The 12,865-nt window shown below is 73.1% G+C and carries 16 protein-coding genes; 13 read left to right on the top strand and 3 right to left on the bottom strand.

Annotation, left to right across the window (positions count from 1 at the left end):
- Positions 1 to 66: 66 nt before the first annotated feature.
- A complete protein-coding gene (locus IPL61_27335) occupies positions 67 to 318 on the bottom strand; it encodes a hypothetical protein (protein MBK9034934.1) in 252 nt (83 codons plus the stop codon).
- Between the two features lie 355 nt (positions 319 to 673).
- On the opposite strand from IPL61_27335, the gene IPL61_27330 reads away from it, so the two are divergent.
- From IPL61_27330 to IPL61_27285, 10 genes are all read left to right on the top strand, one after another.
- Complete coding sequence (locus IPL61_27330) at positions 674 to 1,306, top strand: hypothetical protein (protein ID MBK9034933.1); 633 nt, start codon at positions 674 to 676, stop codon at positions 1,304 to 1,306.
- A gap of 329 nt (positions 1,307 to 1,635) precedes the next feature.
- Positions 1,636 to 2,265 (top strand): hypothetical protein, encoded by a 630-nt coding sequence (locus tag IPL61_27325; protein ID MBK9034932.1) that lies wholly within the window; start codon positions 1,636 to 1,638, stop codon positions 2,263 to 2,265.
- The gene (locus IPL61_27320; protein MBK9034931.1) at positions 2,249 to 2,434 is read left to right on the top strand and encodes a hypothetical protein; all 186 of its coding nucleotides are present in this window, start codon (positions 2,249 to 2,251) and stop codon (positions 2,432 to 2,434) included. The genes IPL61_27325 and IPL61_27320 overlap by 17 nt, the downstream gene beginning before the upstream one ends.
- Positions 2,435 to 3,268: 834 nt before the next feature.
- Positions 3,269 to 4,183 (top strand): hypothetical protein, encoded by a 915-nt coding sequence (locus IPL61_27315; protein ID MBK9034930.1) that lies wholly within the window; start codon positions 3,269 to 3,271, stop codon positions 4,181 to 4,183.
- A gap of 76 nt (positions 4,184 to 4,259) precedes the next feature.
- Positions 4,260 to 4,763, top strand: coding sequence for a hypothetical protein (locus IPL61_27310; protein MBK9034929.1), 504 nt, complete (start codon positions 4,260 to 4,262; stop codon positions 4,761 to 4,763).
- 5 nt (positions 4,764 to 4,768) lie between these two features.
- Positions 4,769 to 5,395 (top strand): hypothetical protein, encoded by a 627-nt coding sequence (locus IPL61_27305; GenBank protein MBK9034928.1) that lies wholly within the window; start codon positions 4,769 to 4,771, stop codon positions 5,393 to 5,395.
- Between the two features lie 412 nt (positions 5,396 to 5,807).
- Positions 5,808 to 6,110: a hypothetical protein gene (locus IPL61_27300; GenBank protein MBK9034927.1), complete on the top strand. Its 303-nt coding sequence runs from the start codon at positions 5,808 to 5,810 to the stop codon at positions 6,108 to 6,110.
- A gap of 236 nt (positions 6,111 to 6,346) precedes the next feature.
- Entirely contained in the window at positions 6,347 to 6,637 is a 291-nt protein-coding gene (locus tag IPL61_27295; GenBank protein ID MBK9034926.1) for a GTP cyclohydrolase, read from the top strand.
- Between the two features lie 170 nt (positions 6,638 to 6,807).
- Positions 6,808 to 7,251, top strand: coding sequence for a hypothetical protein (locus IPL61_27290; protein ID MBK9034925.1), 444 nt, complete (start codon positions 6,808 to 6,810; stop codon positions 7,249 to 7,251).
- Positions 7,248 to 7,424 carry a hypothetical protein gene (locus tag IPL61_27285; GenBank protein ID MBK9034924.1) on the top strand — a complete coding sequence of 59 codons (177 nt, stop codon included), beginning with the start codon at positions 7,248 to 7,250 and terminating at the stop codon, positions 7,422 to 7,424. Before IPL61_27290 ends, IPL61_27285 begins: the two co-directional genes overlap by 4 nt.
- A gap of 680 nt (positions 7,425 to 8,104) precedes the next feature.
- Here the strand turns inward: IPL61_27285 and IPL61_27280 are convergent.
- Positions 8,105 to 8,782 carry a DUF4336 domain-containing protein gene (locus IPL61_27280; protein ID MBK9034923.1) on the bottom strand — a complete coding sequence of 226 codons (678 nt, stop codon included), beginning with the start codon at positions 8,780 to 8,782 and terminating at the stop codon, positions 8,105 to 8,107.
- A gap of 501 nt (positions 8,783 to 9,283) precedes the next feature.
- On the opposite strand from IPL61_27280, the gene IPL61_27275 reads away from it, so the two are divergent.
- Positions 9,284 to 10,744: a hypothetical protein gene (locus IPL61_27275; GenBank protein MBK9034922.1), complete on the top strand. Its 1,461-nt coding sequence runs from the start codon at positions 9,284 to 9,286 to the stop codon at positions 10,742 to 10,744.
- Between the two features lie 255 nt (positions 10,745 to 10,999).
- Here IPL61_27275 and IPL61_27270 read toward each other — a convergent pair whose 3' ends face one another.
- Positions 11,000 to 11,269 carry a LysR family transcriptional regulator gene (locus IPL61_27270; protein ID MBK9034921.1) on the bottom strand — a complete coding sequence of 90 codons (270 nt, stop codon included), beginning with the start codon at positions 11,267 to 11,269 and terminating at the stop codon, positions 11,000 to 11,002.
- Positions 11,270 to 11,311: 42 nt separating this feature from the next.
- On the opposite strand from IPL61_27270, the gene map reads away from it, so the two are divergent.
- A complete protein-coding gene (gene map, locus IPL61_27265; GenBank protein ID MBK9034920.1) occupies positions 11,312 to 12,112 on the top strand; it encodes a type I methionyl aminopeptidase in 801 nt (266 codons plus the stop codon).
- A 55-nt stretch (positions 12,113 to 12,167) separates the two neighbouring features.
- On the top strand, positions 12,168 to 12,824 hold the full coding sequence (locus IPL61_27260) for a hypothetical protein (protein MBK9034919.1): 657 nt from the start codon (positions 12,168 to 12,170) through the stop codon (positions 12,822 to 12,824).
- Positions 12,825 to 12,865: the final 41 nt, after the last annotated feature.

The raw sequence follows: 12,865 nt of genomic DNA, 5'->3' as shown, positions 1-12,865 counted from the left end.
GATCCGATCCTGGATCCGATCGGCTGCGACCCGGCTCCAGGGGCGTCGGCGCGGCGGGCGGGCGGGCTACTGTGGACAGCGCTCGAGCTCGTCGAACGACGTGGCGGCGAGCACGCATCGCCGTTGTCGAGCGTCGCCCGCGCCTTTGCAGCCCGCGGCCAGCACCGAGCGCTGGGCGTCGAAGCGCGCGAGCATCTGGCCGGTGCGGTCCTTGGCCGCGATCAGCTCGCGCATGTGATCGAGCGCCGCGGCGCACTCCCGCGCGGTGATGCCGCCGCTCCGCCGCATCATGCCGGCGGTCGCGGCGACAGCCAGCACCAAGACCAGCGGGGCCGTGCCAATTCCCGATCAGGGCATGGTCGCCGCTGAGCCCGCGCCAGAGGCTCAGCGTGCCGGCAACACCGCCACGACAACCACGCCGAACGCGGCGACGTTGCCCCACTGGTACCCCGTGCGGGGACGCGGGCAGCCCGACGTCGAACCCGCGGTAGATGCCGAACGCGCCCCAGCCAACAACGATCAAAGTGAGCAGCTTCTTCACGGCCCGTCCTCCTGCGCGCACGACTGTCTCAAACGCCCCGAGCGCAGGTGATCGCCAGTCGCGACTGATTCGCACCCATCGCGAGACGCCCCCGACCCGCGCGGGATGATGGCGCTATGCTCTCGACATCCAATGGCCGCCGACCCGATGGACCTCTCCGACGTCGCGCTCACGCCGGACCGCCGACACGCAGCCGACGAGTTCCGGATGTTGTGGGTTGACGACTGGTACGACGGCCCCCTCGCCGGAATGGTCGAGCGCGGTGGTGAGCTCCTCTACCTGGCGGTGCACGAGCGGGGCGCGCTGGGTCGCGACACCCCTTGGCGCTGGGTCGTGCTGCGCCTCGCGCCCGCCGCACGTGCCGAACAAGAACGACAACACGCGCCGTTCGCGCATCACGTCGGCGAGCACTGGTGCATGCACACGGTCCCTCATCCGGAGATCGAGGAGGGGCGCTCCGCCAGCCACTTCTATCAATCAACAACAATCCACCCGTCCGCCGCTGACCCGCGCGGACTGCGAAGTCATCGGCTGGCTCGCCGACGCGCCGCCGCCCGAGCGCCGGCGCGCGCCGTCGCCAAGGCCCGCTGGCCGCCGGGGTGCAGCCGACCCAGTCTTCCTTCGTCGGCCGTGACCGGATGGCCGGAGCGACCGATGGCCGGGGAGGGGAGCGCCCCGGCGCCCGCGCCCGCGGTTGGCTGCGGCGCAGGACGGCGGCGCGGGACGGGCCAGCTTTCCGGGCCTCGCGGGCGCCGCGGTGTCTGAACGGCGTGCGTAGGTGGGGCCTGGCGTTGCTTGTGGTCGGTTGGGCGTGTGTCCCGCCGGGGCCAGCCGCGCCGCCGCCCGCGCCGCCGCTGCCGGGCTGGCGACGCCGGGGCACCCTGTTCTTGATCAGCACGGAGGACGGCGCCGCGCATTGCCAGCGGTGGGACGTCGTCCCGGCCGCGGGCGGGCGGGGCAGCTGGTCCGCGGATCGACATCAGCGGTGAGGCCGGTGTCGACACGATCGACGCTACCACCTGCGGGGGCGCGACGCTGACCCTGACTGGCCGCAGCCGCGGCATCACCGCGCGCCTGAGTTTCGATGGGCTGTGGTGCACCTGCCGTCCGAGGACCTGGTCGACGCGGTCGCGGTCGGCGACAGCCGGTGGTTCGCAGACGCGGCTGGGTGCGACCGCGCCCTGGCCCAACATGCGCGGGTCGCCACCGACCTGACCCAGTGCGAGTTCGAACCGTTCGTTCCGGACGCGGTGCAGCAGGCGACGCGGCGCAGCTTCGAGGAGCTGCTGCGCCGCGGTGGCGTCGCGTACGCCGTGGGGGGCGACGCTCGCGTGGCGGCCGCGGACGAGGACGGGCGCTGCGAGCCGTTCAACGTCACGCCCTCGAAGCGTCAGCGCGCCGGGCTGCTAGCCGGCGCGCTGTGGCGCGAGACCGTCAGCCACGGCGTGCGTGAGAAGACCAGCACGGGCTACATGTACTTGCGCGGCGGGAGGCGCGTTGGCCGCAACGGGCCCGACGAGCTGACGCGGCTGGGGCACAGCGTCACGCACGCGGACGGCTCGGGCTACGGCATCGGCTGTGCGTCCACCGCCTATGTCACCTACGGCCGCGGGGTGGTCTATGCCGATGGGCCGCTGTACCTGACGCGCGCCGCGTGCCAGGGACGCGATCGCCGCGCAACAGCTCCACGACGCGTGGGTGCCGGAGGTGGCCGAGATCGATGAACTTGACGAGGACGAGGACGCCGACGCCGGCGAGCCCGACACCGAGGAATCCGAGCGCACCACCGGTGCCGCGGTCACCGATGGTGACGAGGTCGAAGCCGACGAACTCACAGACGGCGACGAGGACGCTGACGCCACGTGGACGACCTTCGCGCTGGGCGGCTGCTGAGCGGCGCCACGACCTGGGTGGCGGCCGATCCGCTCACGAGGCCGCTGACGCCGCGCAGATTCGCCGGAACGGGCGCGCACCGACAACGCGACCTCCGCACCATGCTCACCGTCGGCGGCCCTCGGCGCCAGGGACACCCGCGTGCGGTCGGCGCGGCTCACCGCCCACGGCTTCGATGATGGCATCCCAGGAGCCGAGTCGCCCGGATCCATGGGTGTCGGCGGCGTCGCCTGGCGCGATCGAGGAGTTGCTGCGGGAGTCTTCGCCTCACCCGATGGCGGTCATTGTCGGGCATCGAGCGATTCGTAGACTGATCAGATGAGCTTCGACAGGGCGAGTCGGGAACAGGCGGGCGGCCCCGAGGCGAGCACCGGGGTGGCGGCGGGCAAGCGGACGCTGACGTCGGCGTTGCCGGTCCAGCGCCAGGCGCCGACCGCCGCGCCGACCGCGCCGATGGTGGCGCCGACGACCGCGGGCCGCGACGATCCGTTCGGGGTGCACCTCGACGGCCAGGTCTCGACGGCGACCGCGGCGCGCTCGCTCGAGCCGCCGCGAGCGCCACCTCGGGGCCGATGGCAACGTCGGCGAGCGGCTGTTCCGGGTGCCCTCCGGTGCCGAGATCACGTCGATGCTCAAGGCCGGGACCATCCCCGAGGACAAGCTCATCGCCTCGATCGAGACGGCGCTGACCCGCATGGCCAAGGAGAACAAGCTCAAGTCACCGACCCGATACCCGACATCATCAAGCGGATCTTCCCGTCGCCCGGCGTCTTCGACGAGGCAGAGTTCGCCAACGTCGTCGACACGGCCGATCGCTCGCGGATCTACCAGTCGGTGGCGGACGCGCAGACCAAGCTCAACACGACCGATCAGCCGAAGGTCGAGGGCATCATGGACGACGCGGTCAAGCTGATCGACGATGCCATCGCCGACGACACCGGGCTGACCGAGGTGTTCGGGACCAAGGCCGGGACAGCGAAGGCCGTCTACGCGAAGGCCAAGGTCGAGCTGCAGACCCGCAAGACCACGATCGACGTCTCGCTCAACACCGACTACAACCGCGACGACGAGGAGATCGGCCTCGGCGGCTGGGCCAACTTTGGCAAGAAGCAGGTCCACCTCCACCGCAAGGTGGCCGAGGTCGTCGACAAGAACGGGTCGACGGCGACGGTGGTCCACGAGTTCTGCCACCTCGCCGACAACACCGTGAAGGACAAGGGCTACTACGGCAGCGCGGGGTTCGAGGCGATGTCCGAGGACGAGAAGGTCACCAACGCCGCCCACTTCGAGGAGCTGCCGCGGCGCAAGCTCGGCACCAGCAAGTACGCCGGGCACACCTTCACGCCGGGCAAGACCAAGGGCGGCGGCGCGGTGACGTTCGAGGACGAGGTCAAGCGCGCGGTCAGCGAGTACTTTCGCAAGGCCTGGGACAAGGCTGTCGACTGCCACCTGTTCCTGCGCCGCATCAAGGGCGAGCTCGACGGCGGCGACGACTCGAACTTCAAGCTCAAGCAGCCGCGCATCATCGAGCTCTCGAAGCTCCAGCACCTGACCATCCACGAGCAGAAGCCACCGACGACGATCAACCTCAACGACATCGTCCTGTGCGAGGGCGTGGCGCACGCGACGACGAAGATCCGGCGCGAGGCGGTAACGCGACGTACCCGACCACCGCCGCCGTCGGCAAGGTCGCCGCCGACTACGTGCCGGGCATCGCCGAGGCGACGATCAAGAGCTACGGCGCGCTGACCGGCAACGACGCCGACGACCTGACGCTCATGAACTGGTTGGTCGCCGAGTACAAGCTGGCGCTATGATCCCGGCGGTGCCCACAATCCGGTTCGGCGACGCCACGCTCGGGCTCGACGCCGAGGCCGTCGACGCGGTCAACGTCGCGGTCGACGATCTCGGGCCGCTGGCCGCGCTGACGCGGCTACGCCGGCTGCGGGTGACCACGACCGATCCGCACCGCGACCTGCCGTCGCAGATCTCGTCGCTGGCGCCGCTCGCGGGCCTGACGCTCCTCGAGGAGCTCGAGCTGCCGGGGGCGCCGGTGATCGACCTGACGCCGCTGGCCGGGCTGCGGCGGCTGCGGATCCTGGATCTCAGCGGCACGGCGGTGCGCGACCTCGCGCCCCTGCGCGGGCTGACCGCGCTGACCCGACTGCGCCTGGGCGCGACCGCCGTCGCGGACCTCGCGCCGCTGGCCGAGCTGCTCGGCCTCGAGGCCTGGGCCTGGCCGGCTCGCGCGTCACCGACCTCGCCCCGCTGCGCGGCCTGGTCCGGCTCCGGCGGCTGGCGCTCGACGGCGCGCCGATCTCCGATCTGACGCCGGTGCTCGGCTCGCCGGCCCTGCGCGAGGCGACCAGCCTCGATCTCTCGGGGACGCGGGTGGCGGACCTCGCCCAGCTCGCGGGGCTCACCGCGCTGCGCGAGCTACGCCTGATCAACGCGCCGGTCGTGGCGCTGGGGCCGCTGGCCGGGCTGGCGCTCGAGCGGCTCTGGCTCGACGGGACAGACGTGGCGAGCCTCGCGGGTGTCCCGACCGCGAGCTTGATCCACCTCGCGTTGTCGGGGACCGCGGTCGCGGACCTCGCGCCGCTGACGCGCGCGCATCGGCTCCGTGCGCTCCAGCTCGCGCGCTGCCCGGTGCGCGACCTGGCGCCCCTCGCCGGGCTCGATGAGCTCGAGGAGCTCAACCTGGCGGACACCGGCGTCACCGACGTGGCGCCGCTGGCCGGCCTGCGGCGGCTGGCGCGCGTGAGCTTGGCGCGCACCGCGGTGCACGACGTCGCGGCGTTGATCGAGCTGCCGGCGCTCGCGCTGGTGGACGTGCGCGGCACGGGCGTCACCGCGGCCCAGGCTGCGGCGCTCGGTCGCGCGGGGCGCACCGTGCTGACTGCAGATCCGGCGCCAGCCGAGCGCGAGGACCACGACGTCGAGCCGGAGCCCGAGGCGTGATCCGGTTTGCGCTCGCGCTCGCGCTCGCGCTGATCGGCTGTGGGCGCGGCCGCGGCGCCACGCCGGTGCCGGCGCCGCCTCCCAGCGTCGCACACGCCCCGCGCCCGACCTGCGCTGGCACCGCGTGCGCGCCGGGCCAGTTCTGCGAGACGCGTTTCAAGGGCCACGACGCCGACCTCGACGGGCGACCGCTGGATCAGACGCGGTGTGAGCCGCTGCCGGAAGCGTGTCAGGCGCAGCCGACGTGCGCGTGCGTCGCCGCGGTGGTGTCGATGACATCGTGCGAGGACGACCACGGGTTGCTCCGCACCGACGACACGCCGTGACGCGCCAGCGTCCGGCCGCAGGCCTCACCGACGAGAACCCTCCGATCCGGCGCGCGGCCATCCGGGACCGGGGGCAAACTCCATCGATGGATCCAGCGGATGACCAGCCACCCGATGGGAACCAGCACGAGCACCTGTGCACGAAGCTCCAGCCGCAGATCAGGCGCACGCGCGCAGCCCTCGCGGCGGGCACGGCGCCGTCGCGGGTCGCCAATGAGCTGCTCCGCGTCGACGGCTTGGGCACGATCGCCATCATCCTGGTGTTCTGCGAGGCCACCGGCGCCAGCCTCGGGGACGTGCAGGCCCTCGGCCACTGGTGGAACCGTGACACCGGCGTAACGGCGGCGGGCCCGTTCGATGAGTGGGCGCGCCGAGCCTTCGCGAAATAGCACGAGCTGAAATGCGGGTCGCGGCCACCCGCACGAAGGGCCACGTGGACGAGGGCCAAGCTGTCGCCGAGGGCTGACCTCGAGGCCGGTGGCTGCGACCGCTGCGACCCCGGCCTGGGCGACCCGGATCCGGAGGCGCGACCACACCCGCCGAGCTGCGCCCGACGGCGCTGAGCGGCTCGCGTGGCGTGCCCGTTCGCCCCGCTCGGGCGGCGGAGATGCGGCAAGCTCGCGGGATGTTCGTCATCGAGCTCGTCTACAAGGTCCCGCTGGCGCAGATCGACGCCATGATGTCGGCGCACGTCGCGTTCCTCGATCGCCACTACGCCGCGGGGACGTTCCTCATCTCGGGCCGAAAGATCCCCCGCGATGGCGGCATCATCCTGGCCCTCGGCGGCAGCCGTGGGCAGATCGAGGCCATCATGGCGGAAGATCCGTTCGTCGCCAGCGGCGGCGCCGAGCTCCGCATCATCGAGTTCCGCGCCAGCCAGCGCGCCAAGGATCTGCCGGCGCGGCTCGCGCCGTAGGGCGCGCGGCGAACGTGGCGCGTCGGGCATCTGTGCCGCTGCGACCATGCCGCAACTCCACGAATGCCACGTGCCGCGCGGAGCCTCGAGCGTGCGGCGCCTCCGGCGGCTGGTGGATGAAGATGAAGGCGGCCCACCCGCAGGCACGCTCGCCGTGCAATGGTCGCGAGATGATCAGGACCAGTGCGATCGTGATCCAGCTCACTGCGGTCGTCGCGGTCGCGGTCATTGGCGCTGCGCCGCCCAGCGCCGCGGCCGAGTCGCGCATCACCGGGCCCGAGGTCATGGCCGACGGCGGGCTGACGCTCGGCGTGGTGCGCGAGCAGCGCGATGACATCTGGGAGTGGCTCCCCACGGCGGGGCTGCAGCTGCACGTCGCTGGGGCGCCGGTCCGGGTGCGGATCGCGGGGACAGCCTCGGGGCGCCACGTCGACGTCACGCTGGCGCCGGAGGTCTCGCTCGCGACCTGGCGCAACGACGTGTCGTCGGACGTCGCCGGCGGGCTCGGCGCGCGCCTCGAGCTGCGGCTGGTCAGCGCCGCGGGCCGCACCTTCACTGGCTACGTCGGCGGCCGCCGGCGCTGGTGGTCGGCAGCGACTACGATCCCGCGGTGACGATGGCCGGCGGCGTGGTGTTCCGCGCTGCCGGCGGCGCGCTGCGCTACGGCGCGGAGTTCGCGTACACCGACCGGACCGGCGGCAGCATCATCGTCAACCGGAATGACATGTGGGTCGATGGGCCGCAACCCTGGCATCTCATGACGTTCTTCGTCGGTCTCGAGCTCTGATCTGATCTTGATGACGCGACGCTGATCCGCGCCGCGCGCGCCGTGCGCCGCACGGACTGTCCGCCCGGCCGGAACCGCGAAGGACCGGAACGGAACGAGTCGCCAAGGACTGAGTCGCACCCCATCGGCGCGCACAGGTCCGGGGCCGGCGGGCCGGCGCGACGGCCGGCGTGGACGGCCGGCGCGAACGAGCGGCCCCCCCCGCGTGCGCCGCGTGCGACCGGTCGTCTCTCGACGCGGTGACCGCGAGCGCCCAGTCCGCCAGCGGACGTCGAGACCAGCGACGCGCTCGCCCAGGAGCCGCCGTCGCGCTGTGCTCGACGCTTTCGCGCGGTGTGCGAATGGGCTCACGCCCCCCTCGCTTGAACGCCTCCGTGGTCGGCGGCGTGGTCGGCGGCCACGGCGCGCTTTGTGCACCCCACGAGCGACCGGTCATGCACGCGGAGCAGCACATCCAGGACGGACAGCGAGCATGCCGTCGGTGCGCGGCTGCGCATCCGCGCGCGATGACCGCATCGGGAGCACGGGAGGCAGCCGTCCACGAGGCTGGACACCGCGCGCACCGCGTCGAGCCGACCGCGCCGATCCCTCGAGCGCACGCTGGAGCGGCTGGCGGAGTTCGGAAGTACTGATCGCGCGGCCGCGCGCGCGGCGTCACCCGGCTGCGCGACGCGTGCGACCTACACCTCCAGGCCCTCCGATCGCCAGGCCTGGGCCAGGTGGTCGCGCCAGTCTTCATCGAGCACGTCGGCGTGCCCGACGATGAGCCGTCGAGCCGGTCGCTCGAGGATGGCGTGGATCGCGCGCTCGGCCGCGGACCTGTCCGCGATCTTCTTCCTGACGTCGGGCGGCACGCGCACGCGCTCGTAGCAGCCGGTCAGGCGCGCGGCCCAGCGCCAGGTCCAGTGGTCCTGGGCGCCGGCGCATAAGACGATGTCTGCGCCCAGCAGGGTCTGCGTTGGCCGATGGTAGAGCACGGTCTCGTCGAGAAACGGCACGCCCCGGAGCGGCAAGGCCTCGAACTCGGGGACCCGCTCGCCGAACTGAGCGCCGTGGATGTCCACGTCGAGCACCAAGGCCCTGTTCCTGGCCAGCGCCGACACCGGCCCCACCACCTGCGCCTCGGGGAAGCGCGCCGCCGCCGCCGGCGTCCCGAGATGATGAAAGCAGCTGGGCACCACCAGCCAGCGCACGGGGCCCAGCGCGCGGAGCTGCTCCACCAGTGCGTCGGTGGGAGGCGCCGGACTGTGCAGGAGCAGACTGCCGTCGTCGAGGCGCACGACCGTGGTGCGGGCGCGCAGCCGGACCCCGCCGAACCACACGGGGCGGTCCAGCGTCCAGATCGTGTCATCGACCACGGCGGCGAGCTCGTGCTCAGGCATACGGTACATTCCTTCCCGGCGGCCGAACCCATCGAGCGACGAGTCGGTCGATGCGAGCGCGTACCGGCACGGTGTCATGCGATGCCGGCCACGGCGCGAACGTTCCGGATTCCGTCCAACTCAGGGTCGGTCACCGCGGCGATCCACGAGGACCGCCCTCGGCCACGCCCAGACTCGGCTGGGGCCGCGCGGTGGCGATGAAGACCCGTGACACATGGGCGAACGATACCGCGCGGCCGACCAGCAGGCCTGACCGGCGGGCCTGACCGGCGGGCCGTCCTCGCGCACGTCATGGCGGCCAAGGCGCGCGTCGGCGCCGCGCTGGCTCACGTCGCGGACAACCTCGGCGTGACTGGGCGAGTTGCCGGCGCCTCGTCGTACGCACGGATCCTGTCGCCGGCAGGGGACATGATATCGTCGCAGGCTCGCGCTCGGGCGAACCTCTCGCTCGACGCCCACTCGCCACGAGGTCCCACGATGCGAACCCGACGTGCTGCCTGCGCGCTGGTCACCTTGCTCGCTGTCCCCGCATGCGGGGCTGTCAACAACGACCCGATCGACAGCGGCACCGTCGACGCCCCCGTCGACGCCGCCATCGACGCCGCGGTCGGGATGTGCGATCCGGCGGTCAGCGCCGCGCCGATCGCGGACAGCTGTGGCGTCTTCGTCGACCCGACGGGCGGCGACGACGCGAACGTGCCGTCGAGCAAGGCCAGTCCGATGGCGACGCTCGCCGCGGCGCTGGCCCAGGTCCCAAGCGGCGGCGCAGTGTACGCGTGCTCGGGGGCGGCGCTGGTCGGCGGCGTGACGGTACCGGCCGGGGTGCGGCTCTACGGCGGCCTGGCCTGCGGCACCTGGATCTACGACCCGCAACAAGCCACGGTGATCTCCGCGATCCCCGACGTGATCCCCCTCCGGCTCGGCAGCGGCGCCGCGACCACGGTGCTGTCGGACCTCTACGTGCAAGCCGCCTCCGCGAGCGATAGCGGCGGCTCGTCGATCGCGATCGTCGCTGACGGCGCCACGGCGTCGCTCCGCCGCGTGTTGATCGTCACTGGCGATGCCCGCCCGGGTGACCCGGGCGACCCTCCCGTCGGCCAGGGTACCGCGGGGACGCGCGGCAATAACGGCGCCGGCGGCTGCACGGGCATCTCGATCCCCGGCGGTCCGGCGGTCACGCTCACGTGCAGCACCGGCGCCTCGACCGGCGGCAAGGGCGGCGATGGTGCGTACTACGGCTACGACGGTGACAACGGCACGCCCGGGCCCGCCAATTTCGGGCTGGGGATGCACATGAGCACGTCCGGATGCCTGAACGGCAGGGTCGGCGCGGTCGGCGACGTGGGCGGCACCGGCATGCCCGGCATGGGCAAGGGCGCCATCCGCGCCAACGGGTACACCGGCGTGGCCGGCGACGTCGGCGGCGTCGGTACCCACGGCCAGGGCGGTGGCGGCGGCGGTGGCAGCAGCAGCTTCGGCAACTGTCCCGCTGGGAGCGTGTTGGGCGGCGGCAGCGGCGGCGCCGGCGGCACGGGCGGCTGTGGCGGTAGCGGCGGTACTGGCGGCCAGCCCGGCGGGGCGAGCATCGGCATCATCAGCCTCGACGCCAGCTTGATCTTCGCCGAGGTGACCATCCGGACCGGGACCGGCGGCGCCGGCGGTCCTGGCGGCGACGGGCAGGCCGGCGGCCCCGGCGGCGACCCCGGGACGGCCGGGTCGTTCCCTTACAACGCCTGCGGCGGCGGCCGGGGCGGCGTCGGCGGCGTCGGCGGCATCGGCGGCGGCGGCACCGGCGGGCACTCGATCGGCATCGCGTACACCGGGGTCGCGCCGGCCTCCGCGATGGTCACCTTCATGCTGGGCACCGCGGGCGCCGGCGGGGGCACGGGCCCGGCCGCGGGCGAGCCCGGCATCGCCACCAACAGCGAGGCCTTCTGAGGTTCCCTGGAGGCTCATCGCCGGGCCGCGAGCTCGTCGGGCGCACCTACCCGAGACGCTAGACGCCCGCCGCGCCGACCGGCGCCCCATCGGAACGAACAAGGCCTGAGGTCCTCTGAAAGGTCGTCGCCGGCTCGCGAGGCCTCCCCTCGTCGAGGGGCAAGCCTCCCGCGCCTCGGTCCGACACGAGTGAACCGAGGCGCGCCTCGCCGGGCGCACGGAGGATCTGGAGCTCGTGCCGCGTGCGCGCGTGCCTCAGGGCGGGCTCGGCCAGCGCTTGCTGTCGGCGAGCACGCTCGCGACGTGATCCAGGAGCGCCGTCGCCCGGGCGGCGAAGTAGCGCCCGAACGTGGTGAGCACGATGCCTCGGCCGCGTCGCTCGAACAGCGGCTGCCCGAGCTCGTCCTCGAGCGCCTGGATCTGCCGGCTGAGCGGGGGCTGCGAGATCCGGAGCCGCTCGGCCGCGCGCGTGACGTGCTGCTCCTCGGCCACGGCGACGAAGTAGTGCAGCTGCTGCAAGCTCATGGCGCGATCATGCCGAAGTTCGTCGTCGGCATCGAGATCGAAATGGTATTGGACGCGGCGCGCCGGCGGGCGCACGGTCGGCGCGTGGCCATCACGATCCTGGCGCCGGTCGAGCGCGAGCGCATGCGGCGCGCCGGTCGCGCGGCCGCCGCGACCCTGGCGTACGTCGGCGCGCGGCTCGCGCCCGGGATGACCACCGCCGAGATCGACCGCCTGGTCCGCGCGCACACCGCCACGCTCGGTGGCCGGCCGGCGCAGCTCGGCTACCACGGCTTTCCAGCCGCGGTGTGCGTCAGCCGCAACGACATCGTGTGTCACGGCGTGCCGAGCCCGCGCGTCCGGCTGGCGGACGGCGACATCGTCAACATCGACGTCACCACCGAGCTCGACGGCTACCACGGTGACACCTCGGCGACGTTCGTGATCGGCGAGGCGTCGCCGCACGCGCGCGCCCTCGTCGCGCTGGCCCGTGGCGCGCGCGACGCCGGCATCGCCGCCGCGGTGCCCGGCGCGCGGCTCGGCGATATCGGCGCCGCGATCGTGCGCCACGTGGGCCGCGCCGGCGGCATCGTCGAGGCCTACGGCGGCCACGGCATCGGCCGCGCGATGCACCTGGACCCACACGTCGCGCACGTCGGCCGCGCGCACACGGGGCACCGGATCCGCGAGGGCATGGCGTTCACCGTCGAGCCGATGGTCAACGCCGGCTCGGCCGCGACCCGCACCGACGCCGACGGCTGGACCGTGCGCACCGTCGACGGCGCGCTGTCGGCGCAGTTCGAACACACCGTGGTGATCGGCGCGCACGGCCCCGAGATCACGACCGTGGCGGACCAAGGTTAGGGCAGGTTAGGGCCCCGCATCGCCCGGGCGGCGCGGTTGGCCTACAGTCCGCCCCATGACGATCGCGCAGGTGCAGGCGGTGTTCGACGGCCGCTCGCGGCACGCGGCCGCCGCGCGCGCGGCCTGCCGAGCTGGAACCTGGCCGAGCTTCCTGGCCGCCACCGCACCTGCCCGGCCCGGGATCTTCGGTCCTGGCCGGGGTGAACACGCCCGCTGCCTGAAGCTCGCGGCCGAGCTGTTCGCCGGTCCCCAAGCCGCGATGTTCGACGTGATCCCGGTGTGGGTCTGTCAGGCCTACGAGGAGCCGGAGGACGGCTGGGTCCGCGGCCACGTCGCGCGCGTCGACGACGAGCCCTGGAGCCTGACCGGGGTCGGGGGCCTCTACCACAAGGACGCGCCCGCGGTCCTCGACGCGCGCACGACCGGCCGCGGACGCTCCTGGAATGTCGGACAGGTGGTCGAGACCCGCGCCTACGCGCCCGACATCCCGCTCGCGCTGCGCGGCCAGCGGTTCGGGGTCATCGGCGGGACGATCTTCGAGGTCGAGGTGATCGACGCGGTCCGCGGCGTCGAGGTCCCAGCGCCGACGCTCGAGGTGCCCGCGTACTGCACGTGGGTGCGCGCGCGCATCGAGGGGCTCGAGGCCGTGGACCTGCGCGCGATCGAGGCGCTGTCGATCACCGTCGACGATGACGGCGACCTGATCGATTGACCCAGCGCCGCGCGCGCGAGAGCGGGCCAGCCACGAAGATC

The organism is Myxococcales bacterium, assembly GCA_016717005.1.
GTDB lineage: Bacteria > Myxococcota_A > Polyangia > Haliangiales > Haliangiaceae > UBA2376.
Note: the sequence above shows the minus strand (reverse complement) of the source record. Positions and strands in the feature narration are given on the sequence as shown.

What these genes read in the sequence shown, in the direction of transcription:
- IPL61_27330 (MBK9034933.1), top strand. Translation starts at nt 674, where the DNA reads ATGGCCGCCGACCCGATGGACCTCTCCGACGTCGCGCTCACGCCGGAC.
- IPL61_27300 (MBK9034927.1), top strand. Translation starts at nt 5,808, where the DNA reads ATGGATCCAGCGGATGACCAGCCACCCGATGGGAACCAGCACGAGCAC.
- IPL61_27295 (MBK9034926.1), top strand. Translation starts at nt 6,347, where the DNA reads ATGTTCGTCATCGAGCTCGTCTACAAGGTCCCGCTGGCGCAGATCGAC.
- IPL61_27290 (MBK9034925.1), top strand. Translation starts at nt 6,808, where the DNA reads ATGATCAGGACCAGTGCGATCGTGATCCAGCTCACTGCGGTCGTCGCG.
- IPL61_27275 (MBK9034922.1), top strand. Translation starts at nt 9,284, where the DNA reads ATGCGAACCCGACGTGCTGCCTGCGCGCTGGTCACCTTGCTCGCTGTC.
- IPL61_27270 (MBK9034921.1), bottom strand. Translation starts at nt 11,269, where the DNA reads ATGAGCTTGCAGCAGCTGCACTACTTCGTCGCCGTGGCCGAGGAGCAG.
- map (MBK9034920.1), top strand. Translation starts at nt 11,312, where the DNA reads ATGGTATTGGACGCGGCGCGCCGGCGGGCGCACGGTCGGCGCGTGGCC.
- IPL61_27260 (MBK9034919.1), top strand. Translation starts at nt 12,168, where the DNA reads ATGACGATCGCGCAGGTGCAGGCGGTGTTCGACGGCCGCTCGCGGCAC.